25 protein-coding genes are annotated in these 24,093 nt (G+C 63.7%); 15 read left to right on the forward strand and 10 right to left on the reverse strand.

The genetic code is table 11. The features are described from left to right. Both ACSFDB_RS17815 and ACSFDB_RS17820 read right to left on the reverse strand, forming a co-directional pair. The coding region (locus tag ACSFDB_RS17815; protein WP_440772258.1) for a bacterio-opsin activator domain-containing protein at window positions 1-221 on the reverse strand (221 nt) is incomplete at its 3' end. A 337-nt stretch (window positions 222-558) separates the two neighbouring features. Beyond that, window positions 559-1,209 (reverse strand): IMPACT family protein, encoded by a 651-nt coding sequence (locus tag ACSFDB_RS17820; RefSeq protein WP_440772259.1) that lies wholly within the window; start codon window positions 1,207-1,209, stop codon window positions 559-561. Between the two features lie 231 nt (window positions 1,210-1,440). On the opposite strand from ACSFDB_RS17820, the gene ACSFDB_RS17825 reads away from it, so the two are divergent. Beyond that, window positions 1,441-1,851: a DUF7522 family protein gene (locus tag ACSFDB_RS17825; RefSeq protein WP_440772260.1), complete on the forward strand. Its 411-nt coding sequence runs from the start codon at window positions 1,441-1,443 to the stop codon at window positions 1,849-1,851. A 37-nt stretch (window positions 1,852-1,888) separates the two neighbouring features. Here ACSFDB_RS17825 and trpY read toward each other — a convergent pair whose 3' ends face one another. Further along, complete coding sequence (gene trpY / locus ACSFDB_RS17830; protein WP_440772261.1) at window positions 1,889-2,392, reverse strand: TrpY family transcription regulator; 504 nt, start codon at window positions 2,390-2,392, stop codon at window positions 1,889-1,891. A 196-nt stretch (window positions 2,393-2,588) separates the two neighbouring features. Here trpY and ACSFDB_RS17835 point away from each other — a divergent pair, with 196 nt between their 5' ends. Continuing rightward, the gene (locus tag ACSFDB_RS17835) at window positions 2,589-3,326 is read left to right on the forward strand and encodes a DUF8528 domain-containing protein (protein WP_440772262.1); all 738 of its coding nucleotides are present in this window, start codon (window positions 2,589-2,591) and stop codon (window positions 3,324-3,326) included. Here the strand turns inward: ACSFDB_RS17835 and hisB are convergent. Beyond that, window positions 3,323-3,910 (reverse strand): imidazoleglycerol-phosphate dehydratase HisB, encoded by a 588-nt coding sequence (gene hisB, locus ACSFDB_RS17840; protein WP_440772263.1) that lies wholly within the window; start codon window positions 3,908-3,910, stop codon window positions 3,323-3,325. The two genes, ACSFDB_RS17835 and hisB, sit on opposite strands and share 4 nt — an antisense overlap. Window positions 3,911-4,200: 290 nt before the next feature. Between hisB and ACSFDB_RS17845 the strand changes: the two genes are divergently transcribed. Next, complete coding sequence (locus ACSFDB_RS17845) at window positions 4,201-4,470, forward strand: DUF8028 family protein (RefSeq protein WP_440772264.1); 270 nt, start codon at window positions 4,201-4,203, stop codon at window positions 4,468-4,470. A 170-nt stretch (window positions 4,471-4,640) separates the two neighbouring features. Further along, window positions 4,641-6,170: a TrkH family potassium uptake protein gene (locus ACSFDB_RS17850; RefSeq protein WP_440772265.1), complete on the forward strand. Its 1,530-nt coding sequence runs from the start codon at window positions 4,641-4,643 to the stop codon at window positions 6,168-6,170. 487 nt (window positions 6,171-6,657) lie between these two features. On the opposite strand, the gene hisA is transcribed toward ACSFDB_RS17850, so the two are convergent. Further along, window positions 6,658-7,392, reverse strand: coding sequence for a 1-(5-phosphoribosyl)-5-[(5-phosphoribosylamino)methylideneamino]imidazole-4-carboxamide isomerase (hisA, locus tag ACSFDB_RS17855; protein WP_440772266.1), 735 nt, complete (start codon window positions 7,390-7,392; stop codon window positions 6,658-6,660). A 194-nt stretch (window positions 7,393-7,586) separates the two neighbouring features. Between hisA and ACSFDB_RS17860 the strand changes: the two genes are divergently transcribed. From ACSFDB_RS17860 to ACSFDB_RS17870, 3 genes are all read left to right on the forward strand, one after another. Then, the gene (locus ACSFDB_RS17860) at window positions 7,587-9,443 is read left to right on the forward strand and encodes an SLC13 family permease (RefSeq protein WP_440772267.1); all 1,857 of its coding nucleotides are present in this window, start codon (window positions 7,587-7,589) and stop codon (window positions 9,441-9,443) included. Window positions 9,444-9,588: 145 nt separating this feature from the next. After that, window positions 9,589-10,755 (forward strand): inorganic phosphate transporter, encoded by a 1,167-nt coding sequence (locus ACSFDB_RS17865; protein ID WP_440772268.1) that lies wholly within the window; start codon window positions 9,589-9,591, stop codon window positions 10,753-10,755. A gap of 43 nt (window positions 10,756-10,798) precedes the next feature. Further along, window positions 10,799-11,224, forward strand: a complete 426-nt coding sequence (locus ACSFDB_RS17870; protein WP_440772269.1) for a universal stress protein — start codon at window positions 10,799-10,801, stop codon at window positions 11,222-11,224. 92 nt (window positions 11,225-11,316) lie between these two features. On the opposite strand, the gene ACSFDB_RS17875 is transcribed toward ACSFDB_RS17870, so the two are convergent. Continuing rightward, complete coding sequence (locus ACSFDB_RS17875) at window positions 11,317-12,054, reverse strand: hypothetical protein (RefSeq protein WP_440772270.1); 738 nt, start codon at window positions 12,052-12,054, stop codon at window positions 11,317-11,319. Between the two features lie 290 nt (window positions 12,055-12,344). Here ACSFDB_RS17875 and ACSFDB_RS17880 point away from each other — a divergent pair, with 290 nt between their 5' ends. The 3 genes from ACSFDB_RS17880 to ACSFDB_RS17890 all read left to right on the forward strand — a co-directional run bounded on the left by ACSFDB_RS17880 (window position 12,345) and on the right by ACSFDB_RS17890 (window position 15,556). Further along, window positions 12,345-13,526, forward strand: coding sequence for an inorganic phosphate transporter (locus ACSFDB_RS17880; RefSeq protein ID WP_440772271.1), 1,182 nt, complete (start codon window positions 12,345-12,347; stop codon window positions 13,524-13,526). Window positions 13,527-13,837: 311 nt separating this feature from the next. Beyond that, a complete protein-coding gene (gene fer / locus ACSFDB_RS17885) occupies window positions 13,838-14,227 on the forward strand; it encodes a ferredoxin Fer (protein WP_440772272.1) in 390 nt (129 codons plus the stop codon). A 288-nt stretch (window positions 14,228-14,515) separates the two neighbouring features. Continuing rightward, window positions 14,516-15,556, forward strand: a complete 1,041-nt coding sequence (locus ACSFDB_RS17890) for an A24 family peptidase C-terminal domain-containing protein (RefSeq protein WP_440772273.1) — start codon at window positions 14,516-14,518, stop codon at window positions 15,554-15,556. 45 nt (window positions 15,557-15,601) lie between these two features. On the opposite strand, the gene hisH is transcribed toward ACSFDB_RS17890, so the two are convergent. The 3 genes from hisH to ACSFDB_RS17905 all read right to left on the reverse strand — a co-directional run bounded on the left by hisH (window position 15,602) and on the right by ACSFDB_RS17905 (window position 17,110). Further along, on the reverse strand, window positions 15,602-16,288 hold the full coding sequence (gene hisH, locus ACSFDB_RS17895; protein WP_440772274.1) for an imidazole glycerol phosphate synthase subunit HisH: 687 nt from the start codon (window positions 16,286-16,288) through the stop codon (window positions 15,602-15,604). A gap of 77 nt (window positions 16,289-16,365) precedes the next feature. Then, window positions 16,366-16,596: a hypothetical protein gene (locus tag ACSFDB_RS17900; RefSeq protein ID WP_440766583.1), complete on the reverse strand. Its 231-nt coding sequence runs from the start codon at window positions 16,594-16,596 to the stop codon at window positions 16,366-16,368. 94 nt (window positions 16,597-16,690) lie between these two features. Further along, window positions 16,691-17,110, reverse strand: coding sequence for an HIT family protein (locus tag ACSFDB_RS17905; protein ID WP_440772275.1), 420 nt, complete (start codon window positions 17,108-17,110; stop codon window positions 16,691-16,693). Window positions 17,111-17,508: 398 nt separating this feature from the next. Between ACSFDB_RS17905 and ACSFDB_RS17910 the strand changes: the two genes are divergently transcribed. Beyond that, window positions 17,509-17,679, forward strand: a complete 171-nt coding sequence (locus ACSFDB_RS17910) for a hypothetical protein (RefSeq protein ID WP_440772276.1) — start codon at window positions 17,509-17,511, stop codon at window positions 17,677-17,679. Between the two features lie 62 nt (window positions 17,680-17,741). Here ACSFDB_RS17910 and ACSFDB_RS17915 read toward each other — a convergent pair whose 3' ends face one another. Continuing rightward, window positions 17,742-18,401 (reverse strand): uracil-DNA glycosylase, encoded by a 660-nt coding sequence (locus tag ACSFDB_RS17915; RefSeq protein ID WP_440772277.1) that lies wholly within the window; start codon window positions 18,399-18,401, stop codon window positions 17,742-17,744. Window positions 18,402-18,504: 103 nt separating this feature from the next. Here ACSFDB_RS17915 and ACSFDB_RS17920 point away from each other — a divergent pair, with 103 nt between their 5' ends. From ACSFDB_RS17920 to ileS, 4 genes are all read left to right on the forward strand, one after another. After that, the gene (locus tag ACSFDB_RS17920) at window positions 18,505-19,683 is read left to right on the forward strand and encodes a thiolase family protein (RefSeq protein ID WP_440772278.1); all 1,179 of its coding nucleotides are present in this window, start codon (window positions 18,505-18,507) and stop codon (window positions 19,681-19,683) included. Continuing rightward, on the forward strand, window positions 19,680-20,039 hold the full coding sequence (locus tag ACSFDB_RS17925; protein ID WP_440772279.1) for a nucleic acid-binding protein: 360 nt from the start codon (window positions 19,680-19,682) through the stop codon (window positions 20,037-20,039). Before ACSFDB_RS17920 ends, ACSFDB_RS17925 begins: the two co-directional genes overlap by 4 nt. 323 nt (window positions 20,040-20,362) lie before the next feature. After that, the gene (locus ACSFDB_RS17930) at window positions 20,363-20,605 is read left to right on the forward strand and encodes a DUF8151 family protein (RefSeq protein WP_440772280.1); all 243 of its coding nucleotides are present in this window, start codon (window positions 20,363-20,365) and stop codon (window positions 20,603-20,605) included. Between the two features lie 93 nt (window positions 20,606-20,698). After that, window positions 20,699-23,911, forward strand: coding sequence for an isoleucine--tRNA ligase (gene ileS / locus ACSFDB_RS17935; RefSeq protein ID WP_440772281.1), 3,213 nt, complete (start codon window positions 20,699-20,701; stop codon window positions 23,909-23,911). Window positions 23,912-24,093 lie beyond the last annotated feature (182 nt).

A 24,093-nucleotide genomic window follows, 5' to 3' on the forward strand; every position in this document is an offset into this window, starting at 1 on the left:
TCTACTTTGTCGATTGCAAGGAACTCGTCTACATACGGGTGATCCGCCACTTTTTGCTCAAAGGTATCGAAATCGTCCCCGGTTGCCCACAGGAACGGCATAATACCGGTTCCTGTTGGGACGATTCGCTCGAGTTCAAGAGACATTTCCGGTGGCCCTGACAGTACTTGTCCGAGAGAGAACTGATCGTTTTCAACCGTGAATTCGAGGATGACGCTCATACACTTCTTCAGGACGGCCGGGAAAGTAGGCGTTGACCTTGATAGTGTTATTAGTATTTTGAGAGCGTTCTGTACTAGTCTGTCCGTAGCTCTGATAGCTGGATGAGTGGTCGTGCGACATTCGCGCTGTGTATTCACCACGACTTTTCGAAAAGATGCGCTGATTGGTAGGAAGCCCGCCGGTCAATAAGCAGACGAAGGTTCCGGACAGTCCACGGATTCGTGTCTTTGCGAACCGAACGGCACGGAAAAACGCGACCCTCATCGGCCCGCGGAGGCAGCGCGGAGCGGGAGTTATCACCGACAACACTCACACGGACCGAACGCCTCCCCGCGTTCACTCGAGGTCCACTCGCCCGCTCGTCGCGCTCCGCAACCGATCCCGAAACGCGTCGGTCTCCGCGAGCGGCACCCTGACTTCGAAGGAGACCGATGCCTGATACTCCGCGTCGAACTCGTAGCCCTCGCTCTCGAGAATTCCCCGAACCGTCCCCGAGTCGTCGTAGTCGACGCCGATCGAGACCGTCTCGTGGGGTCGTGCTTCGACGATCCCGGCCTCCTCGACGGCCTCTTTCACCGCTCGAGAGTACGCTCGGACGAGACCGCCGACCCCGAGGTTGGTGCCGCCGTAGTAGCGCGTGACGACGACCGCGCAGTTCTCGAGTTCCTGCTGGGCGAGGACGTTCAGCGCCGGCTTTCCCGCGGAGCCGGAGGGCTCGCCATCGTCGCTCGAGTACTCGCGGAGAAAGGTGCTATCGGCGATCGCGTCCCCGTCGTCCGCGCTCGGACTCGAGTCCGTACCGCCGACTCGCACTCGATACGCGGGCACGTTGTGGGTGGCGTCAGCGTACTCCTCGTCGACGGCGTCGACGAACGCCTCGGCGGCGTCGACGGCATCTACCGGGCGAACGTGACCGATGAACTCCGATCCCTGGACGACGAACTCGGCCGTCGCGGGTTCGGACACGGTCAGATAGGTGCGACTCACGGGGAGTCACCCCGAAGGTATCGTTGGAGCCGAAACCGCCACCGGATCGTCCGTCGCTGCCGCGCGACCATAGCGGACGTACGCTCGCCGTCGGAAAGAGCCCGTCGGTCCGTTTCCAGGCGATTCGCGAGACCGACCGGCGGTCGAGAGCAAGAGACCGTCATGGACAGAGGCTCGAATCGAGTTAGTTCGACCCGTACGTTAGTAGTCGTGGGTGACGTATAGGACAGTATGAGCACCGAAGCCATTGATCCGAAGCTCGCCGACGAACTGCGAAGCGTCTGCCGAACCACGGTCGGCGACGAACTGCGGAGTGTCACCTACTTCACCGAGGAAGACGTCGAACAGCTCTATCTCCGCTCTGACCTCGATCAGACCGCCGATCTGGTCGGCTTCGCGGACCACGAGCGACTCGGCTTTCGCTCGCAGTCGGCGTACCGAAACACGCAACTGGGCGAGTACGGGGCGACGATCCGGATGTTCGAGAACGGCTACCTCTCGCGGGTGATTCGCGGACCCCACGGCGTCTGGGTGACGACCGACTCCATGTCGATGGATCGATTCGAAGAGCTCACGAGCGCGCTCGAGGCCGTCCTCGACGAGTTCACCGACGAGGTCGACACCGAAAGCGAGAGCGAGTGAGCGACCCGCGTGCGACCGACCGCTAAACGACCCTCGACTACTGGATTTCCATCTTCCGGACGAACTCGAGTTCGCGGATCGCGGTGAAGACCTCGCCGGAGAGCTCCTGATCGGTGATCAGGTACAGTTGGGGCTCGTCGGTGAACTCCGGGTCCTCACTAATCGTCTGGCGGATCGAGATGTCGTGGTCGGCGAGCGTTCCCGTGACCCCCGCGACGATCCCCTTCTGGTCGGCGTTGTCCGGCGTGATCGTGAGCACCGTCAGATCGAGCACTGGTGCGAGGTCCATCAGACTCGGCACCTGCGAGATATTTTGAAAAATTCGTCGCAGTTCGGGATCCTCGAGAATGACGTCGGTCGTCGAGTCGACGACGCGGCGGTCGACGCCGATCTCGCGGGCGATGCCCGTGTTCGGAATCTCGATGCCGCCCGACACGACGCGGCCGTCGTCGTTGACGGAGAACCCGCGCTCGAGTAGGAGCCGAATAACCGCCTGCTGGCTCGGGGATCCCTCGAACTTCTCCATGATCTCGTCGAACATTCGTTCGCGTATCTATGCGTGCTGGGGTATAATGTCCGGTGATCGACTGCTGGAGCGGCTCGATCGACGGCGGACCGCAGCCAGTGTCGCCAGTTCGGCCGGAAACGCCCAGCTCGAGCACCGATTCCGACTCGATCGGAACCCGTACACGGCGTCTGACGGGCGATTTTTGAGGGTCCAACCAGTAGCCACCCCCATGCGTGCACTCCGAAGCTGTGACTTCTGTGACGCCGAGGCCGTCGGAACCTTCGAGGTCCTCCCGCCCGAACTCGAGCCGACCGAGACCGAACAACGGCGTATCGTGCTCTGTGCCGGCTGTCGAGACCAGCTCGAGGACCTCCTCGAACCCCTGCTCGTCCGCGCAGGTGTTGGCGAGACGGGCCAGACGACCGAGACCGACGAGACAGCGGCAAACGTGGATTCGAACGGCAACGACGATGGCGACAGCGGCACCGTCGTTGCCTCGGCGAACGAGTCGACACAGAAGCGAGGACGGACCTCGAGTCCGAACGCGACCGTTTCGGGTCCGGAAACGGACGAACCGGATGAGACAGCTGAGACGAACGAAACGGGCGGGACGGACGGGACGGACGAGGCAGCTGAGACGGACGAAACCGATGCAGACGACGACTCGAAGACCGCTTCGACGCTCGAGGGCGGGATCACCTTCGAACAAGCCGACACCTCGTCGGAGTCGGGCGACGCCACGGCCGACGGATCACCGAGCCAGCAGTCCGCGAACCGACCGCCGAAGGCCTACGGGAAGGTTATCCGACTGCTGCAAAACCGCGAGTTCCCCATGCCGCGGGCTGCCGTCGAGAACCTGGCCGCCGGCGCCTACGACCTCGAGTCACACGAGGTCGAGGCGGTCGTCGACCACGCGCTCGAGGAAGGCGAATTCGTCGAGAGCCGTGGCACCCTCGAGCGACCCTAAAGCGTTCCTTTCGTGCTCGGCGTGCCCGTCCGGCGCTCGTCGACCCGCGTCGCATCGTCGAGCGCCCGCGTCAGGGCTTTGAACAGCGCCTCGACCTCGTGGTGGGCGTTCTCGCCGGTGACCTCGCAGTGAACGGTGAGCCCCGCGTTCATCGCCAGCGACTCCCCGAAGTGACGAGCCATGTCGCTCGTGAAGTCGCCGATTTGGGCCTGCGAGAACGTCCCGTCGAAGTAAAATCGCGGGCGGCCGCTCACGTCGACGACCGCGCCGGCGACGGCCTCGTCCAGCGGCACCTTCCGATCCGCGTAGCGAACGATGCCCGATCGATCACCCAGCGCCTCGTCGAACGCCTCCCCGAGGACGATCGCCACGTCCTCGACCGTGTGGTGGTCGTCGATCTCGAGATCGCCGTCGCAGTCGACCTCGAGGTCGAACAGCCCGTGTTTGGCGAACGACGTCAGCATGTGGTCGAAAAAGCCGACGCCGGTGTCCACATCGGCGTCGCCGCTGCCGTCGATCGACAGCGCACACTCGATCGACGTCTCGGCCGTCTCGCGCGTAACGGTCGCCGTTCGCTCGCTCATACCGTTGTGATGTCGCCGCCGGTACAAGGAAATTGCGCTCGGGTCCCGACGCGATGAGCGAACTCACTCGAGCGCAACCGGCGATTCGACGATCGTGACCACGTCGGGCGGTCAGAACAACAATAGCGCCTCAGAAGAGGTTATAAAATATCTAAACGTTTTTCGTGGCGTTTCGAAACGTCATTTCGAACACACTACCGGCCTGAAACGGACCGAAACGACGCCAAGGTTCGACCCATTATATGATGTGTTGGCTGAATGTCGTTCATACAGGACGGTGACTCGAACCGATGTCTAACCACTCCCCGCTCTCGAACGAATCGCTCGGTCCCTCCAGCCCTGACCCGGACCGATCACACGACCAGCCCGACCGAACGCCCCTCCGATCGATCAAAGGACCGGCCCAGTTCCTCTCGTTCTGGGTCGCGATCGCCCTCCCCTTCATCCACCTGCCCCTCGTCGCACAGGGACTCGGCAATCCGCAGATCACCCTCACGTTCCTGGTGCTGCTCGCGGTCAACGTGTTCGCGCTCTACGTCGGTCACGGCTACAAGCAGTGATCCCGCGATACTGTCCCCGAGCGCAACACCGTCTTCCGATTCCGTACGTCGATCCCACCCTCGAGCACCGTCTCTCTTCCCGAATCGTCCTCGGATCGCGCGAGCAGTAACGACGCATTGTCTCGTTCCGAACTGATTAATGTCCTCCCGTTCGCAGAGACGAGTACTCGATGGGGATTCGTGTCGACTGGCGCTCGAGTTGTAGTCTCACCGGGACGGTACTGAAGTGGCTCGCCGTCCCGCTCGCCGTGCCGCTCGTACTGGCGGTGTTCGACGGCGACGACCCGCTGGCGTTCGTCGTTGCAATCGCCGCGACGATCGCCGTCGGCATCGCACTCGAGCGGCTGAGCGACGAGCGGGAGCTGGGACAGCGCGAGGCGTTCCTGATGGTCGCGCTGACCTGGTTCGGCGTCGCCGCCATCGGCTCGATCCCGTTCGCGCTCGTCGGTCTCGGCGCGCCCTCGGCGTCCGCGTTCTCGACGTCAGTAGGCGGACTCGTCAACGCCGCCTTCGAGAGTACGAGCGGGCTCACCACGACCGGCGCGACGGTGATGAGCGGCTGGGACTTCGAGAACCAGTCCCGAGCGATCTTGCTCTGGCGACAGCTGATTCAGTGGCTCGGCGGGCTCGGAATCCTGATCGTCGCCATCGGCCTGCTCTCGAACCTGATGGTCGGTGGGGCACAGCTGATGGAGACCGAGACGCAGACGAGAAACGTCCGAAAACTCCGCCCGCACATCGACGAGACCGCACGACTCATTTGGGGGCTGTACGTCGGCCTGACGGCCCTCGCCGCGGGGACCTTCTACGCCCTTCACCTGTTCGGCGCGGCGCCCAATATGGACCTCTTTAACGCCGTCTCCCACGCGCTGACCAGCGTCGCGACGGCCGGGTTCTCCCCGGAAGCAGAGAGCGTCGGCGCGTTCGAACCGATCGTCCAGTGGGCCGTCATGCCCTTCATGATCCTCGGGGCGACCAACTTCGTCCTGCTCTACTACGTCACGCAGGGGGACGTCCGCCAGCCCCTCGAGTCCGAAGAGTTCCGGTTCTACGTCGGCGTGCTGGTGAGCCTGAGCGCGCTCATCGCGGCGATCCTCTGGATCGATCCCGCAACCGACGGCACGCTCGAGCAGACGGTCAGACACGGGCTGTTCAACGTGGTCTCGCTGGTGACGACGACGGGCTACGCCTCGACCGATTTCGGGCTGTGGCCCGCCGGGGCGACCTACCTGCTGTTCTTCTCGATGTTCATCGGCGGGATGGCCGGCTCGACGACCTGCTCGATCAAATCCCTGCGCTGGCTGGTGACGCTCAAAGCGTTCCGGCGCAACCTCTTCACGTCGATTCACCCGGAAGCGGTGCGCCCGCTCCGCCTCGGAAACACCGTCGTCGACGAGGAGACGGTTCGCGACATCTACGCCTACGTCCTGCTGGCCATCGTCATCTTCTTCCTGCTGACAGTCTTCGTCGTCGTCGACGCCGCCCGCGCCAGCACGGCCGTCACCGAGTTCGAGGCGATCGGCGCCTCGGCCTCGATCTTCCTCAACATCGGCCCCGCGTTCGGCCAGTTCGGCCCGATGGACAACTACGCCGGCTTCCCCACCACCACCCGCGCCGTCATGATCATCATGATGTGGATCGGCCGCATCGAGATTATTCCAGTGCTCGTGTTGCTGACGCCGGCCTTTTGGAAGTCGTAAGAACCAGCTTTTGCTCTGCGGTCTACCGCGCTGGTGACTTCGTCACACAGCGCGGCGTCCCTCGGCAAAACCTGGACCAAAAGCACTCCTCCCTCCCCTACGGGTCGGTCGTCGGCCCGCTCGCTCCCGTCGGTCGCTCGCGGTAAGCAATCGTGCGGCAGCCTGCCCTTCCCCGGGTCGCACGGCTCGAGCAACGCGAGAGCCGTGCTCCCGGCCGGTAAATCCACGCGGCGCGCGCTGAGTCGCGGTGAGCGAAAGCGAGGCGTGAGCGAAGCAAGCGCCTCGGAAAGTGAACGGTGACCGAAGGGAACCGTGAACCGAGCGAACCGCGGCTCGAACATGTGCGAGGGAGAGCGACTGATAGGAGCGAATTTGCTGGGTAGGACGCGAAAATCATCGGCGCCAGGGTGAGCAGCACGCTCGAGTCGTCGTTCGGTTCCTCAGAAACTGGTTCGAAATACCGACTCCACGTCCCTGCCCGACTGCCTCAACTGCCGTCGACTGCGTTCTGCGCCTCCTCGAGCGAGAAGTTCCCCTCGTACAGCGCGCTCCCGACCACCACGGCCGCAGCCCCGGCCGCCTCGAGATCCCGTACGTCCTCGAGCGTCGCGACCCCGCCGCTGGCGACGACCGGGATATCGGTCGCCTCGACCAGTTCTCGAACCGGGTCGGTCGCGACGCCCTCGAGTCGGCCCTCGACGTCGACGTTTGTAAACAGAATCGCCGCAGCCCCCAAATCCGCGTACCGCTCGGCGGCTTCGACCGGCGAAATCCCGGCCCCCTCGGTCCAGCCCTCGACGACGACCTCGCCGTCTTTCGCGTCGAGGCTGACGACCACGCTGTCGGGGTGTTCGTCGCTAATTTCGGCGACGATGTCGGGATTTTCGACCGCCGCAGTGCCGAGGATAACGCGGTCGACGCCGCGCTCGAGGAGTTCCACCGCGTCCTCGGCGGTTCGAATCCCGCCGCCCAGTTGGGTGGGAACGTCGACGGTCTCGAGCACCGCGTCGATGGCTTCACCGTTCTTGCGCTCGCCCTCGAACGCGCCGTCTAAGTCGACGAGGTGGAGCGACTCGGCGCCCGCGTCGATCCAGCGCTCGGCGGCCTCGACCGGGTCGCCGTAGGTCTTCTCGGTGCCGCGCTCGCCCTGGACGAGCTGGACGACTTCGCCGTCCTGCAGATCGACGGCGGGAATCACTTCGAACGTGGGAAAGGCGCTCATAGCGGGTCGCAGGCGAGGCGTGCGCCTAAAGCCACCGACTTCGGCGTTGGATTCGAGTCGGCTCGTCCGCTCGAGGCGCGTCGTCGAACGTTCCGCTCCACTGAAACGGCGCTGGAAACGGGTTCGAACTCGTTACAGTTCGATTGCTGTGGGGAGACGTTACGGGTCGAGCCGGTGTGGGTCGTGATATCCGAATGTCGGCACTCGTCGCGCTCGCACAGGAGCCCGTCACCCGACCCGAACTAACGACGGACATGCTCGTCGTCTTCGGGGTCGTCGGGCTAGCACTCGTGCTGTTCGTCACCGAACGGCTGCCGATCGACGTGACCGCGATCCTGCTGATCGTGGTGCTCGTGGTCTTAGAGCCGTGGACAGGGATCGACCCGAGTACGGGCATTTCCGGCTTCGCGAACGACGCGACGATCACGGTGCTCGCGATGCTCATCCTGAGCGGCGGCATCGCCCGCACGGGGCTCGTCCAAGAAATCGGTCGGCGGATGGCGGCGTTCGCGGGCGACAGTCTCCGAAAACAGCTGTTCGCGACGGTGCTCGCGACCAGCCCCGTCTCCGGCTTTCTGAACAACACGCCCGTCGTCGCGCTGTTGGTCCCGATCGTCACCGACGTCGCAAACCGGGGGAACACGTCGCCGTCGAAGCTGCTCATCCCGCTGTCGTACGCCTCGCAGGTCGGCGGGATGCTCACTCTCATCGGCACCTCGACGAACATCCTCGCGAGCGACATCAGCGCTCGCCTCGGCGACGACTACCCCGAACTCCACGCGTTCTCAATGTTCGAGTTCACGCAGTTGGGGGCTATCGTCGTCGTGGTCGGCGCGCTGTACCTCATCTTCGTCGGCCATTACCTCATTCCCGAACGGGTCCCGCCGCGAGCGGACTACATAGAGGAGTACGACGTGGGCGATTACGTCGTCGACGTCGCCGTGGTTCCCGACTCGCCGCTCGCGGGGGCGACGGTCGACGACGCCACCGAAGGGTTCGGTCCCGAAATCGATGTCGTACAGGTCGTCCGCGGGGGAGAGCGGTCGATCGCGCCCCGCCGGGACACCCGCCTACGGGAGGGCGACGTCCTCGTCGTTCGCACCGATCGGGACGCGATCACGCTGCTCGAGGACGTCGAGGGCGTCGAACTCGTCGGCAACCCCCAGTCCACCGCGGAGATAACGAACGAGGACGGCGAGGGGATCGTCACAGAGCTGATCGTCTCGCTCGACTCACGGCTGGTGGGGGAACGCCTCGAGCCCGAATCCTTCCGCGAGGAGTTCGGCGCGGCCGTCCTCGGGCTTCGGCGACACGGCACGCTCGTCGGCGAGCGACTCGTCGGGAGACGACTCGACGTCGGCGACACGCTCCTGGTCCAGGCGCCGCCGGACGCCCTCGATCGGCTCTCCCGGCGCAACGACGTGATCGTCGCGCGCGAACCGCCCCGACCCGAGTACCGGGCCGACAAGGCACCCATCGCGGTCGCCATAATGCTCGGCGTCGTCGCCGTCGCCGCCCTCGAGATCTACCCGATCCTCGTCTCCGCGCTGGCCGGCGTCGTCGCGATGGTCGTCACGGGCGTGCTCGACTCGAACGAACTGTACGACGCCGTCGAGTGGGACATCATCTTCCTGCTGGCGGGTGTGATTCCGCTGGGGATCGCCTTGGAGCAGTCCGGCGGAGCCGCGTACATCGCCTTCCTGGTCGTCCAGTCCGCCGGATTCTTGCCGACGCTCGTCGTCCTCTGGCTGTTCTACATCGTCACGGGGTTAATTACGGAAGTCATCAGTAACAACGCCAGCGTCGTCCTCATGATCCCGGTCGCCGCGGCCGCGGCGGCCGGGATCGGTGCGAACCCGCTCGCGTTCGTCTTCGCGGTGATGTTCGCGGCGAGCACCGCGTTTCTGGGTCCGATCGGCTACCAGACCAACCTGTTCGTCTACGGCCCCGGCGGGTACAAGTTCAGCGACTACTTCCGCGTCGGCGCGCCGCTGCAGCTGATTCTGTCGGTCGCCACCGTGCTCGGGATCGCGTTTTTCTGGGGTGTGTGAGGAGCCGGTCGATGACGACACGACTCGGACCGAGCGACAACGAGCGGTTCTCGCGGTGTTTTTGTCATGAGGTTGACTCGTAATTCGCGTACGGTACGACCTGCTCCCAATACTTATTTCACGAAAACGCCGGTACCATCTGTCGATGGTCGAAACAGTGCTGTTGGTCGGGATCGCCGCCTCGATCTTCGTCGGCTTCAACATCGGCGGCTCGTCGACCGGGATCGCGTGGGGTCCCGCCGTGGGGGCAGGAATCATCCGAAAAGTCACGGCAGCCGCGCTGATGACGATATTCGTCTTTCTCGGCGGCTGGACCGTCGGACGGAACGTAATGGACACGCTCTCGGGCGATATCATCACGATCGAGATCTCCCTCGCGGCCGGTGTCGCCGTGCTCTTTTTCATCGGGCTGGGAATCCTCGTCGCGAATATATTCGGCGTTCCCGTCCCGACGTCGATGACGACCGTCGGTGCGATCGTCGGACTCGGGCTGGCGACCGGAACGACCAACTTCGAGACGATCGGCTGGATCGTCTCGTGGTGGGTCGTCACGCCGATTATCGGCTTTTGGATCGGTGCGACGATCGGTCGCTACGTCTATCCGGAACTCAACCGTCGGTTCGAGATCAAATCGTCCGAGGGATCGTTGCTCGCCCTCGATCGCAGCGGTTCGGTTCCGAAACCGGCACTCGGGCCGAACACGACCTCCCAAGAACTCGGCGGGACGGTCGTCGTGCTCACCATCGGCTGTTACATGGCTTTCAGTGCCGGTGCGAGCAACGTCCCCAACGCCGTCGCCCCGCTCGTAAGCAGTGGCGAGCTCGGTCGCGACCCCGCCATCATCATCGCAACGGTCGCGATCGGGCTTGGCGGTTTCACCATCGCTCGCCGAACGATGGAGTCGGTCGGCAGCGAACTCAGCGATATTCCGCTGCTCGCGGCCCTCATCGTCATGCTTACTGCCTCGACGATCACGACCGCCCTCTCGTGGATCGGCATTCCGATCAGCCTCGTGATGGCCTCCGTGATGACGATCGTTGGTCTCGGGTGGGGCCGTGCGACCCGTCCCGTCACGGCTCGAGAAGCCATACGTGGAGACACTGACACGGAGATTTCGATGGGCGCACTCAAGGCGGAGCCGGAAGATCCGGTCTCGCAGATCGGTGAAGAAGAGTCCGAGGAGGCGTTGCAGGCGAGCGATCTGTTCAATCCGCGAGCGGTCATGAAGTACGTCTCGATGTGGATCATCGGCCCGTCGATGTCGACCCTGCTGGCCTACGGCTTCTTCACCCTCGTCCCGTTCGTCAATTAGCCCGGCCCGCCGCGTTTATCCCCCTCACTACTGTAGTTCACTTATGATATCACGCGTCCTCGTCCCGATGGACGGCTCCGAAATGAGCGAACACGCACTCGAGTACGCCCTTCGCGCCCATCCGGACGCCGAAATAACCGTCCTGCACGTTGTTGGCGGTCCGTCGCCGATGTGGGGGGAGGCCACAGCCCTCTCGCTCGCCGACGATCTCGAGGTCGATGCGGCGGAACACGCGGAACCCGTGTTCGAGCGCGCACGCGAGATCGTCGACGCGGCCGACGACAATGCGACGCTCGAGACGGACGTCCAGTTGGGCCACCCCGTCCGGGCGATCATCAACCGAGCCGGCGATTACGACACGGTCGTCATCGGCAGCCACGGCGGAACGCTGGCGGAACGGCTCTTCGTCGGAAACGTCGCCGAAAAGGTCGTCCGTCGGTCGCCGGTTCCGGTGACGGTCGTTCGGTGATCGGGTCGGTTCGGACGGACCGCCGTCCATCAGTTCCGATGCAACCCTGATCGTCCGGCGATTGCACCGAGAAATCGGTACGTCGAACCGTCTCAGTCCTCAGTCTCGTCCGCTTTCTTTTCGGCGGTCGATTTTTCGACCAGTTCCTCGACTTCGTCCTCTCGAGGCCGGCGGTCGACGCGCTCTTCGACGGATTCGACCTGTTCTTGGATCTCAGCGAGTTGCTCGCTGATGGTCTCTTCGACGGTTTCGCTCACCGTCTCTTCGACCGTCTCGTCGACGGTTTCGCTCACTGTCTCCTCGACGGTTTCACCCACCGTCTCTTCGACCGTTTTCTCCACCGTCTCGCCGACCGTCTCGTCGACGGTTTCACCCACCGTCTCTTCGACCGTTTTCTCCACCGTCTCACCGACCGTTTCATCGACCGTCTCACTCACCGTCTCTTCGACGGTTTGTTCGACCGTCTCGCCAACTGTCTCATCGACCGTCTCACTCACCGTCTCTTCGACGGTTTGTTCGACCGTCTCGCCAACCGTCTCGTCGACGGTCTTTTCGACCGTCTCACCGACGGTTTTCTCGACCGTTTCATCGACTGTCTTCTCGACGGACTCTTCGACGGACTTCTCGACGGACTCCTCGACGGCCCTGGTCATCCAGTCGGGATCGAACCGAGCCATCTTCCAGACCACGTGGACGACGTACGAGGCAAAGACCCCCAGTCCGAACGCCAGTCCGGTCTGGCTATCGAGCAGCATAATCAAGCCGATCGAAATAAAGATCAACGCTCCGTACGCGAAGTCAGTAATCGCGTCGACGCGAGCCGGTCTCATCGGTTGTCGACGGCGGTCTCTACGTCGGTTAGCGTACTCCGGGACAACCGACTGGTGTTCCAGAGACAGCGTTTCCATCGACTCGAGGATATCCGTATCGACATGCTATCTTATTGTAGGTGACCGGCGGGCGAAGTTCTTTGGCATTTGGCTCTAGAAAAATGTCGGTGAAACAATGACCCACGACGCAAACGGACAGCGACCGCCGAGCGACGCCGTCCAGTCATCGACGTCTCCCGCATGAACCGAAATACACGCGCTTTTACGACTTGCCCATGTGAGTACTACCTGTGACGGAAGTACTGCTCATCGTGGGAATCCTGGTCGCAATGTTCGTCGGGTATAACATCGGTGGGGCGACGACCGGTCCCGCGTTCGGCCCGGCCGTCGGTGCGAACGTTATCACGAAACTGATGGCCGCCGCGTTAATGTCGATCTTCTTCTTTATCGGCGCAATCACGATCGGTCCGCAGGTCGTCGACACGCTGGGGACAGAGTTGGTTCACGACCCCGGAGTCTTCACCATGCGATCGAACGTCGCCGTCCTCTTCTTTATCGGTGGCGCGCTGTTCGTCGGGAACTACGCCGGGGTCCCCGCCTCGACGTCGATGACCGCCGTCGGGGCGATCGCCGCGCTCGGCTTCGCAACCGGCGAACTCAATTTTGCAGTCCTCGGTGAGATCGTCGTCTGGTGGATCGTCGCACCGATCATCGGCTTTTGGGTCGCTGGAGTCGTCGGTCGATACTTTTATCCACAAATCAATGCGTGGGTCGCCATCGAGGAGAGCGGCAGCGACCAACCGATGGTATCGGTGAATCGTTCGGGGCTCATTCCGCGGCTCCAGTTCGGTGAGAACGCCGATCGGCGGGAGATCACCGGCGCGCTGGTCGTCGTCGCTATCGGCTGTCTCATGGCCTTCTCCTCGGGGACGAGCAATATCGCGAACGCCATCGCCCCGATCTACGGCACCGGCGACGTGGACATGATCACGCTGATCCTGATCGGCTCGGTCGCCGTCACGATCGGCTGTTTCACGATCGCTCGTCGAACCCTCGACACGCTCGGCAACGACATCACGAACCTGCCGCTGACGGCCGCCATCGTCGTCGCCGTCATCAGTTCGGGGATCGTCATCGGACTCTCGTGGATCGGGATTCCCGCCAGTTTCGTCGTCATCGCGACGATGAGCATCGTCGGCCTCGGCTGGGGACGGGCCACCCGAACGACCAAACTCTCTGAGGCCGCCCGCGGCGAGGAGACTCGCGTCTCCGTCGGCGCGTTGACCGCCGAAGAGGAGGGCGAACGTCCACCGAAAATCGGCGAGGAGGAGCCGACGGACATCCCCAAAGCGTCGGACCTGTTCAACCCCTCCACGACGGCTCGCGTCATCCTCATGCAGAACGTCGTCCCGATCATCTCGACGGTCGGCGCGTTCCTCACGTTCCGGTTCGTCCCGATCTTCGGCTTCTGAATCGTCTTCGGACGACGGCCCGAGTTCCGGATCGACCGGCCGTCGAACGCTCGAGGCCTCGACCCGAAACGCCGAACACACGTCCCCGTATTCGATCGACGCGTACTCACAACCCGGTTCTCGAGACGGTCAGGAATGCGACATCCGCTGTCGGCACGATGGGGTTGCGATGTTTCGTTTTCACCCCGCTTTTCCGACCTGTTATTCGACGGATGACGATATTCTTTGCTTCGAACTGATCAATTCCGATTGAAAGACAATTTAGGACTGAACAGCAAGCTATACCAGTGCGGGACGTGAACCGTGATACGATGCCCACGGTAGAATACCTCAACTACGAAGTGCTGGACGACCAGGGATGGGAGATGGACGACGACGACCTCTTCGACAAAGCCGCCGACGCCGGCTTCGACGACGAGGATTACGGCTCCCTCGACGTCGCCGAAGGTGAGTACATCCTCGAGGCCGCCGAGGCTCAGGGCTACGACTGGCCCTTCTCCTGCCGTGCAGGCGCCTGTGCGAACTGTGCGGCCATCGTCTACGAGGGCGAGATCGAGATGGACATGCAGCAGATCCTCTCGGACGAGGAAGTCGAGGATAAGAACGTCCGTCTGACCTGCATCGGCTCCGCGGAGACCGACGAGGTGCAGATCGTCTACAACGCAAAGCACCTCGACTACCTGCAGAACCGCGTCATTTAAACAACAGCGCACAGTTCGACGAATGCACCCCACTTTGGGGCCGCATTTTCATCACGATCGTCGCGAAAGCGACGGGGAGCCTCCGCTCTGAAACGGAGCCACGGCACCGTCGCTGCCGGCTGACCCGGGTCGAGAGCCACTACCGATACCGCATACGACGACAGGTCGATCCGCGGGGCGATCGAAATCGACCGTTCGAGCCCTACCGCGGGTCCTGACGGATAGCAACTCGCAACCGATCCGAACTGAGCCGAAAGGATAACACTCCCCCGCTTCGCACGGAAGCCTGTGACACTCGTTGGTGCCGTTGCGACGACCCCGGACCTCCTGCGGCTCGTCGCCGTCCCCGTCTTCGCCTGGGTCGCCGTTCGCGACATCAAGACCAGACGCGTCTCGAGTAGCGTCTGGATCCCCCTTTCTCTCCTCGGTGCCGTCCTGCTGGTCTGGGACGGCTGGCTTGCCTGGAACGCCGACGGCTACGCCTGGACGCACGAGTTCCTGCTCCCGACGGCGGTGAGTATCGGCTTCGTCGTGCCGATCGCCTACCTGTTCTGGTGGTTCGGCGGCTTCGGCGGCGCCGACGCGAAGGCGTTGCTCGTGTTGGCGCTGTTGTTCCCGACTTTCCCGCAGTACGCCGTCGGCTCGTCGACGTTTCCCCTGACGACCACCCCGATCGAGACGTTTTCGTTTACGATCCTGACGAACGCCGTCGTTATCGGCGTCGCCATCCCGGTCGTCCTCGCGCTCCGAAACGCCGCCGCCGGCCGGATCAACAGCGTGATGGTCATCGGCTGGCCCGTCTCGTGGGACAGCGTTCCCGACACCCACGGCCGACTCCTCGAGACCCCCGAGGGGCGCTCCCGCGGCGGGCTCGATCTGGACGCGCTGCGGATGTACCTCCGCTGGCGCGGGCTCACGCTGGCGGACATCCGCGACGCCCCCGACCGCTATCGCGATCCGGCGACGCTTCCCGACGAGCCGAACCCGCCGACCGACGGCGCGGTGACGGCAGCGGTTCGGAGCGACGGCGGGACGACGCTCGAGGACGACGCCGACGGCGACGACGGCCTCGAGACCGATGCAGAAGCGACACCCGAAGCCGACGCCACACCCGAGTACGACGACCCGTGGGGCGCGGACGCCTTCCTCGCGGACATCGACGGCACGGCCTACGGCACCTCGCCCGAGGAGTTACGGGAGGGGCTCGAGGTGCTCGCTTCGAAGGAGACGGTCTGGATCTCGCCGGGGACGCCGTTTCTCGTGCCGGTGTTTCTCGGACTGGCGATCGCGCTGGTTTACGGCGACCTGCTCGTCGGAACGTTCATCTGAGACGGAGTTCGAAAAATCGCGGTTCGGTCTCGTCGCCGGATCGCGTTAGGGGACGGAGACTCGGTCGCCGTGATACGCCTCGGCGTACGCGACGAAGTTCCCGAGGAGCTGGAGGCCGATCGGGCCGCTCTTTTCGGGGTGGAACTGCGTTCCCATCACGTTGCCCGCCTCGTTCGTCGCGATAGCGGCGAAGTCGAATCCGTAGTCACAGGACGCGACGGTGTGACTATCGACGACCGACGCGTAGGAGTGGACGAAGTACACGTACGCGCCGTCGTCGACCGATCTATCTGCTCGGCGTGTCTCCGACGCAGCGCCGTCGATGCCCGCGACGAGCGGATGCTCCCGCTCGATCGTGAGCTGATTCCATCCCATGTGCGGCACTTTGACCGCGGTAGTCGGGAGGCGTTCGACCCGCCCCGGAATGAGATCGAGTCCGTCGATCGTTTCGCCGTCCGGGACGCCTTCGGTGCTCTCGGTGAACATGAGTTGAAGCCCCACGCAGATGCCGAGAATCGGCGTGTCCTCGGCCGCCTCGACGAGAACGTCGTGGAACGGTCTGGAGTTGCGAACGCACTCCCCGAACGCGCCCACGCCGGGGAGGACGAGCGCCTCAGCGTCGGCGATCTGCGCCGGGTCGTCCGAGATCTCCACCGTGGCGTCCGCCCGTTCGAGTCCGCGTCGGAGACTCCGGAGGTTTCCGACTCCGTAGTCGATGATCGTTACCTTCACAACCTGAGTTCGAAGCGGACTCACAAATGAGTACGCTTCCGTGCTGATTTCGCAACCGACTCGAGCGATGCAGTCCGTTACGTGTACAGAAATCGTTCGTACAACGGCACCAGCGCCGTCCAGAACACGACGAACGCGGCCCCGATTCCGACGAGGACGAGCCACGGATCGCCGCGACCGGTCGGCGGGCCGCTCGAGAGCAGCGCGAGCGTCCCGACGAACAGCAGGAGACAGACGACGACGCTGCCGAGTTCGAGGACCGTGGCGACGGGATGGGCCCGGAACTGGGCGGCGAGACCCGCGAGCATACTCGAGGCTCACGCGCGAGCGAGAAAAGTGTCACGGCGTGTCGTCGCTGTCGTCGCTCGACCTCGAGACCTCGGGCTCCGGGGCCGAAAGTGCTCAGGCTCGAGATTCGATATCGGCTGCGATGTCGTCGAGTTCGTCGTCTCCGAGCTCCGGCCGGTCGCCGGCAATGGCGTGGATCGGGCCGCCGCCGTCGCCCTCGAAGCGAGGGACGATGTGGCAGTGGACGTGGGGGACCTCCTGGCCGGCCTCCTCGCCGTTGTTGAACGCGACGGTGGACGCGTCGGCGTCGACGCTCTCCTCGACGGCGGGGATCAGCCGGTGGATCGTCGCGTAGAGATCCGTCGCGACGTCGTCGGGGACGTCGTTCAGCCGTTCGTACTCGTCTTTGGGGATGACCAGCGTGTGGCCCGGAGCCAGCGGGTTGGCGTCCAGGAAGGCCATCGTCGTCTCGTCTTCGTACACGACTCGTGCCGGGATCTCTCCCTCCACGATCTGGCTGAAGATCGTACTCATACGCGAGTGTGTGTCGGCCCACTGTAAGAAGCTTACCCGCGAGACAGCGAAGGTGTGTGAAATCGAAACAGTACCGGATCAGCGATCGTCACGCCCGAGACACCGATTAAACTGGGATAAAGTCAGGAAAAGTGGGAGAGACGGTCACGCCCCTTCAATAGCGACGCCGGCCTCGAGTCGATTGCCCACCTGGGCGCGGTGTCGTATCGCACCTGTACCACGTCACGTATCCTGACCAACCACCACTTCCACCACCGTCGCTTTTCTGTCGGTGGTGGTTTTCAACCGACGAGTAGCGTCGAGCATCGGCACGGTTCGCTCGAGTCACGTCGCGACTCGGCGACCGGCGCGGAGCCGAGACGGTTAACACGGGGTATTGAGTAGTCTCAATCGAAGCGATGAGTGATTCAGGACCCAACGGCGGACTCGTCCGCGCACTGTTGCGCGCCGAGGGGCGACTCCACGAGACGGCGCCGATCAAGGAGAGCCACAGCAAACTCCTCGTGAGATCAGTCTTCTGGTTTCTGCTCTTTTCAGCGGTTTATGCCATCGTTTCGGGCGTTTTGTGAGTGAGGGTTCCGAAACATCGGCTCGAGTCGGACGGCCGGAGATGACACTCAAGGACGGATGGCTACGTGTCGGTGGACGTACAATATTCCTCGAGCGTCTCCCGAATCGCCTCGAGGTACTCCTCGGGTTCGTAGCCCAGCCGCCCGATCCAGACGTCTTGGTAGGACGGGTGGAGGATCGGGACGAGCTGCGTCTCGAGTCGATCACACCGAACGGGCATCAAGACGCTGTCGAGGAAGCCGTCGATACTCCGATCTTCGACGGCAAGCACCGACTTCGTCGCGTGTTTCCCGGTCGCGAGAACGACGTCGGGATCGACCGCCTCGACCTCAGTGACGAGGTGGCCGCGGCAGTTCGCGCGCTCATCGGGCGTCGGCTCGCGGTTGCTCGTCGGGTCCTGCGGATCCGGCGGAAAGCACTTCACCGCGTTCGTGTAGTACGCTTCGTCGCCGTAGCCGATCTCAGCGAGCATCCGGCGGATGCGACGACCTGAGTGTCTCGAGGTGTAGGCCATTCCGGTCCAGTTGCCGCCCTGCCAGCGGTCGGCGTCGGGGGTGCCGGCACCGGGGGCTTCGCCGACGACCAGGACGGTCGCGTCGAGCGGACCGGTACCCCACGAGATACACTCGCGGTGCTCGACGAGGGCCGGGCAGCGCTCACAACCGGATTCGATAACGTTTCGCGCGGTCGGGTAGGCCGGGTCTCGGTCGGCGGCGGGCACACTCGAGTCGAGGGCCTGGAAGGGTGTTATCTCGACCGGTTCGGTGATTCACGGGGTCCGACCGACTGGGGGTTTATTGCAGTGTTCGTGGCCAGTTGCACTGATGTCAACGAACGAGCAGCAGACGGAGCGAGTTGCACTCATCGGTGCCTCGATGACCCAGTTCGGGCAACGCGAGGGCTGGATCATGGATCTCCTCGCCGAGGCTGGACTCGACTGTCTCGAGGATGCGGAGGTCGATGCGACGGACGTCGACCACCTGTACGTCTCGAACATGGCCAGCGGCGAGTTCGAAGGGATGACGGGCGTAATGAACGCGCTAGTACACGACCTGGGCATGATGCCGGCGTACACCCAGCGCGTCGATCAGACGAGTTCCAGCGGCGGCGCGGGAATCTACGCCGCCTGGCAGTCGATCGCGAGCGGCGCCAGCGACATGACGTTGCTCGTCGGCGGCGAGAAGATGAGCCACCGATCGACTCCTGAAACGACCGACATCATCGCCTCGGTTACCCACCCCGTCGAGTACAAGACGGGCGTGACGCTGCCCTCGTTTGCCGGACTCACGGCACGACACTACCTCGAGCGCTTTGATGCCCCCCGCGAAAGTCTCGGGAAGGTCGCCGCCAAGAACCACGAGAACGGCGTCGACAATCCGAACGCTCAGTTCCAGAAAGCGGTCGATCTCGAGACGATTCTCGAGTCGCCGATCGTCGCCGACCCGCTTCGGCTGTACGACTTCTGTCCGATTTCGGACGGCTCGGCCGCGTTGCTGTTCTGTCCCGAAGACGTCGCCCAGGAGTACGCGGACGAGTACGCCGTCATCGCAGGAATCGACGGCGCGACGGACACACACGTCGTCCACGAACGCGAGGATCCCACGATCATGAACGCCGTCGTCGAGAGCGGCGAGGGTGCCTACGAGATGAGCGGCTACGGCCCCGACGACATCGACGTCGCGGAACTCCACGACATGTTCACGATACTCGAATTTCTGCAGATGGAAGGACTTGGGTTCGCAGCGCAGGGCGAAGCCTGGGAGTTAGTCGAGGAGGGCTATACCGAACGCGACACCGGCGAACTACCGGTCAACACCTCGGGAGGACTCAAATCGAAGGGGCACCCACTCGGTGCGAGCGGCGTCGCTCAGGGCGTCGAAATCTACGAACAACTCGTCGGTGAGGCCGGTCCGCGACAGGTCGACGCTGACGTCGGACTCGCCTGTAACGTCGGCGGCTTCGGCAACTGCGTTATCACGACCATCATGGAGGCGGCACGATGACGATGAACGCGACGCGGTACGAAGACGGATCGATCAGCTATCCCGGCCATCCGCGTGGCCCCGACGGCGCGAAACCGGTGGGGACGATCGATCTGAGCGAGTACACCGCTGAAGTGATCACGTGGACGACGAGCACGGCGACGCCACCCGGCGTGCGCGAACCGAACACGCTCGCGATCCTCGAGTTCGACGTCGAAGGGGAATCGGTCCGCGCGATTGGACAGGCGACGACCGACGAGATCGAAACCGGCGACGAGGTCGAACCGGTGTACGTCGACGAACTCCGCGAACCCGGGGCCGGCATCCGCGAACCCGAGAGTCAAGACTGGGACGGCTATCGGTTCGAACCGGTCTGATCCCTGTGTTCTGTTGCGAACACCCGTGAGCAACAGAGACAGCTGTGAAGCCGGTTCGAATCAGGGAGGAGCTTCGCTCCGACCGTGGTTCGAGCCGGTCTGATCTGTCGCGAACACTCGTGAGCAACAGACGCAGACGAAGCCGGTTCGAATCAGGGAGGAGCTTCGCTCCGACCGTGGTTCGAACCGGTATAGGATGAGACGTACGACGGAATCGGTCTCGTTACCCCTCGGACGGACCCGTTCGTGTGACAGAACTGTTGGCAAACCCGCAACCTGTGCGAGGGACAGATTTACCTTCTCTGGGTGGCTTGACAGGGGCAATGGGATCGGGAACTCCGGAACTCCTCGCAGAACTGCTCCCGCTGGTCGTCTACACCGTCCTCGCCGGCGTGTTGACGGCGGGCGGTCTCGCCGTCGAATACGCGAGCATCCAGCACCTCGGCTCGGGCGAGACGATGGTCGCGCTCTGGCTGGCCGCGATCGGCTGTGTGATGCTCTATGCGGGCCTCTACGGCATCGCCTACAAGAAACTGCTCGCGCGACTGCTCGTCGCCCGCCAGTAAGACAGCTCCCCGTCGTCCTCCAGTCCGCCGCACGCCGACGCCGGCGTCCGCAATACCGATTCCCCTTTACTCTCGGAGTGAGATTGGACCCACATGAGCAGGTTCGACGAGGTCGACGACCAGTACGATCCTCACGCCCTCGAGCAACGGGTGTTCGACTACTGGGACGACGTCGACGCCTACCAGCAGACGGTCGAGCACCGCGAGGACGGCGAATCGTTCTTCTTCGTCGACGGTCCGCCGTACACGTCGGGCTCGGCGCACATGGGAACCACCTGGAACAAGTCCCTGAAGGACGTCTACATCCGATTCATGCGGATGCAGGGGTACGACGTGACCGACCGCCCGGGCTACGACATGCACGGGCTGCCGATCGAGACGAAAGTCGAGGAGAAACTCGGCTTCGAGAACAAGAAGGACATCGAGGAGTTCGGCGAGGAGAACTTCATTCAGGAGTGTAAGGACTACGCCGACGAACAACTCGAGGGACTCCAGAACGACTTCAAATCCTTCGGGGTCTGGATGGACTGGGACAACCCCTATCGAACCGTGAGTCCCGAGTACATGGAGGCCGCCTGGTGGGGCTTTTCGAAGGCCGCAGACCGCGGGCTCGTCGAGAAAGGACATCGATCCATCTCGCAGTGTCCGCGCTGTGAGACGGCCATTGCGAACAACGAAGTCGAGTACGAGGACGTCGAGGACCCCTCGATCTACGTCAAATTCGACCTGACCGATCGCGAAGGCAAACTCGTCATCTGGACGACGACCCCGTGGACGGTCCCCGCCAACACGTTTACCGCCGTCGACGAGGAGGGCGACTACGTCGGGGTCCGGGCGACGAAAGACGGTGAGGAGGAGCTGCTGTACCTCGCCGACGCCAAACACGAGGAGGTCCTCAAGGAAGGGCGCTACGAGGAGTACGAGGTCGTCGAAGAGCTCACCGGCGAGGACCTGATCGGCTGGTCGTACGAACATCCGCTCGCCGAGGAGGTTCCGGACCACGTCGACGCCGACGGCGTTTTCGAGGTGTACGCCGCGGACTACGTCGACACCCACGGCGACGGCACCGGGCTCGTCCACTCCGCGCCCGGCCACGGTGAGGTCGACTTCGAGCGCGGCCGCGAACTCGGCTTTCCGATCTTCTGTCCCGTCGGCGGCGACGGCGTCTACACCGAGGAGGCGGGCAAGTACGAGGGCCAGTTCGTCAAGGAGGCCGATCCGGAGATCACGGCCGATCTCGAGGACAACGGCGCACTCCTCGCGTCGGGCACCGTCCACCACAGCTACGGCCACTGTTGGCGCTGTGATACGGGTATCCTCCAGATCGTCACCGACCAGTGGTTCATCACGATCACGGACGTCAAGGACGAACTCCTCGACAACATCGAGGACAGCGAGTGGTACCCCGGTTGGGCTCGCGACAACCGCTTCCGCGACTTCGTCGAGGAGGCTCCGGACTGGAACGTCTCCCGGCAGCGCTACTGGGGCATCCCGCTGCCCGTCTGGACTCCCGAAGACCGCGACGACGACGAAGATCGAATCGTCATCAGCGACCGCGAGGAACTCGCCGAGCGCGTCGATCAGGACGTCGATCCCGAAGACGTCGACCTGCACAAGGACACCGTCGACGACCTCACCATCACTGAGGACGGCACTACCTACACGCGCGTGCCCGACGTCTTCGACGTCTGGCTCGACTCCTCGGTCGCCTCGTGGGGGACCCTCGACTTCCCTTCGGACGACAGCCGCTTTGACGAACTCTGGCCCGCCGACTTCATCCTCGAGGCCCACGACCAGACGCGGGGCTGGTTCTGGTCCCAGCTCGGCATGGGTACCGCCGCGATGGGCGAAGTGCCCTACGACAAGGTGCTCATGCACGGCCACGCCCTGGACGAGGACGGCCGCAAGATGTCCAAATCCGTCGGCAACGTCGTCGAGCCCGATACCGCCATCGAGCGCCACGGCTCCGACGCGATGCGGATGTTCCTGCTCTCGGCGAACCCGCAGGGCGACGATATGCGCTTTTCGTGGGACGAGATGGGCACGATGGAGAACCACCTCCGAACGCTGTGGAACGTCTTCCGGTTCCCGCTGCCGTACATGCGCCTCGATGAATTCGATCCGGAGGAGACGACGCTCGAGGACGTCGATTCGGACCTCGAGTTAATCGACGAGTGGATCCTCGCTCGCCTGCAGTCCACGAAAGCCGAGATGACCGAGCATCTCGAGGAGTTCCGTCAGGACCGCGCGCTCGAGGCACTGATCGAGTTCGTCGTCGAGGACGTCTCGCGGTTCTACATCCAGGCCGTCCGCGAGCGGATGTGGGACGAGACGGACAGCGGCTCCAAGGACGCGGCATATGCAACGATCTACCGCATCCTCCGCGAGAGCGTTGCGCTCCTCGCCCCCTACGCGCCGTTCGTCAGCGAGGAGATCTACGGCACCTTAACCGGCGACGCCGGTCACGACACCGTTCACATGGAAGACTGGCCCGCCGTCGAGGAGTACTGGGCCGACGAACAGCTCGAGGACGACGTCGCCATCCTGCGTGCGATCGAGGAAGCCGGCGCGAACGCGCGCCAGCAGGCCGGTCGCAAGCTCCGCTGGCCCGTCCCGCGGGTCGTCGTCGCCGCGGACGACGGACGCGTCGTCGAGGCCGTCGAGCGTCACACCGAACTGCTCGAGGATCGGCTCAACGCCCGCGACATCGAACTCGTCTCGCCCGACGACCGCTGGGGCGAGCTGAACTACAGCGCCGAGGCCGACATGAGCGAACTCGGCCCAGCCTTCGGCGACCGCGCCGGGCAGGTTATGAACGCGCTCAACGAGGCCCGGATCGACGAGCCGGGACTCGAGGCGATCGAAGCAGCTGTCGCGGACGTGCTCGAGGACGACGAGGAGATCACCGAGGAGATGGTTTCGTTCGTCACCCAGACGCCCGACGGCGTCGCCGGCACCGCGTTCGGCCTGAACGGCGACGACCGCGGCGTCGCCTACGTCGACGCCTCGCTGACCGACGACATCGAGAGCGAGGGCTACGCCCGCGAGGTCATCCGCCGCGTCCAGGAGATGCGAAAGGACCTCGAACTCGACGTCGAAGAACGGATCGCGCTGGATCTCGAGATCGACGACGACCGCGTCGCCGACCTCGTCGCAGAGCGCGAGGAGTTGATCCGCGAGGAGGTCCGTGCGGACGAGATCGGGGCTCTCGAGGTCGACAACGGCAACCGAAAGGAGTGGGAGGTCGAAGGTGTGACGATGGAAATCGCGATCGAGCCGTTGGCGGCCGCTGAGGCGTCGGACTAGCACCGCCGAGCGAAGCGAGGCGTTTTTGGTCTCTTGCCGAACGAAGTGAGGCAATGGTCAGCGAGAGCGAAGCTCTCGCCGGACAGATTTTTCGAGTCGAGCGGGACCTTCGGTCCCGCTGATCATGTGAACGGGCGCTTCGCGCCCGTGAACAGAGAGCGGTGAGCGATAGCGAACCCGAC

The sequence above is a fragment of the Natronorubrum amylolyticum genome, assembly GCF_052040145.1.
Taxonomy (GTDB): domain Archaea; phylum Halobacteriota; class Halobacteria; order Halobacteriales; family Natrialbaceae; genus Natronorubrum.

Excerpts from the sequence above, each read along its gene's own strand:
- ACSFDB_RS17930 (WP_440772280.1), top strand. The coding sequence starts at position 20,363 with ATGGGATCGGGAACTCCGGAACTCCTCGCAGAACTGCTCCCGCTGGTC.
- ACSFDB_RS17850 (WP_440772265.1), top strand. The coding sequence starts at position 4,641 with ATGGGGATTCGTGTCGACTGGCGCTCGAGTTGTAGTCTCACCGGGACG.
- ACSFDB_RS17900 (WP_440766583.1), bottom strand. The coding sequence starts at position 16,596 with ATGCTCGCGGGTCTCGCCGCCCAGTTCCGGGCCCATCCCGTCGCCACG.
- ACSFDB_RS17845 (WP_440772264.1), top strand. The coding sequence starts at position 4,201 with ATGTCTAACCACTCCCCGCTCTCGAACGAATCGCTCGGTCCCTCCAGC.
- ACSFDB_RS17905 (WP_440772275.1), bottom strand. The coding sequence starts at position 17,110 with ATGAGTACGATCTTCAGCCAGATCGTGGAGGGAGAGATCCCGGCACGA.
- hisA (WP_440772266.1), bottom strand. The coding sequence starts at position 7,392 with ATGAGCGCCTTTCCCACGTTCGAAGTGATTCCCGCCGTCGATCTGCAG.
- ACSFDB_RS17925 (WP_440772279.1), top strand. The coding sequence starts at position 19,680 with ATGACGATGAACGCGACGCGGTACGAAGACGGATCGATCAGCTATCCC.
- ACSFDB_RS17875 (WP_440772270.1), bottom strand. The coding sequence starts at position 12,054 with ATGAGACCGGCTCGCGTCGACGCGATTACTGACTTCGCGTACGGAGCG.
- ACSFDB_RS17860 (WP_440772267.1), top strand. The coding sequence starts at position 7,587 with ATGTCGGCACTCGTCGCGCTCGCACAGGAGCCCGTCACCCGACCCGAA.
- trpY (WP_440772261.1), bottom strand. The coding sequence starts at position 2,392 with ATGTTCGACGAGATCATGGAGAAGTTCGAGGGATCCCCGAGCCAGCAG.
- ACSFDB_RS17835 (WP_440772262.1), top strand. The coding sequence starts at position 2,589 with ATGCGTGCACTCCGAAGCTGTGACTTCTGTGACGCCGAGGCCGTCGGA.
- fer (WP_440772272.1), top strand. The coding sequence starts at position 13,838 with ATGCCCACGGTAGAATACCTCAACTACGAAGTGCTGGACGACCAGGGA.
- ACSFDB_RS17865 (WP_440772268.1), top strand. The coding sequence starts at position 9,589 with ATGGTCGAAACAGTGCTGTTGGTCGGGATCGCCGCCTCGATCTTCGTC.
- ACSFDB_RS17920 (WP_440772278.1), top strand. The coding sequence starts at position 18,505 with ATGTCAACGAACGAGCAGCAGACGGAGCGAGTTGCACTCATCGGTGCC.
- ACSFDB_RS17910 (WP_440772276.1), top strand. The coding sequence starts at position 17,509 with ATGAGTGATTCAGGACCCAACGGCGGACTCGTCCGCGCACTGTTGCGC.
- ACSFDB_RS17825 (WP_440772260.1), top strand. The coding sequence starts at position 1,441 with ATGAGCACCGAAGCCATTGATCCGAAGCTCGCCGACGAACTGCGAAGC.
- ACSFDB_RS17870 (WP_440772269.1), top strand. The coding sequence starts at position 10,799 with ATGATATCACGCGTCCTCGTCCCGATGGACGGCTCCGAAATGAGCGAA.
- ileS (WP_440772281.1), top strand. The coding sequence starts at position 20,699 with ATGAGCAGGTTCGACGAGGTCGACGACCAGTACGATCCTCACGCCCTC.
- hisB (WP_440772263.1), bottom strand. The coding sequence starts at position 3,910 with ATGAGCGAGCGAACGGCGACCGTTACGCGCGAGACGGCCGAGACGTCG.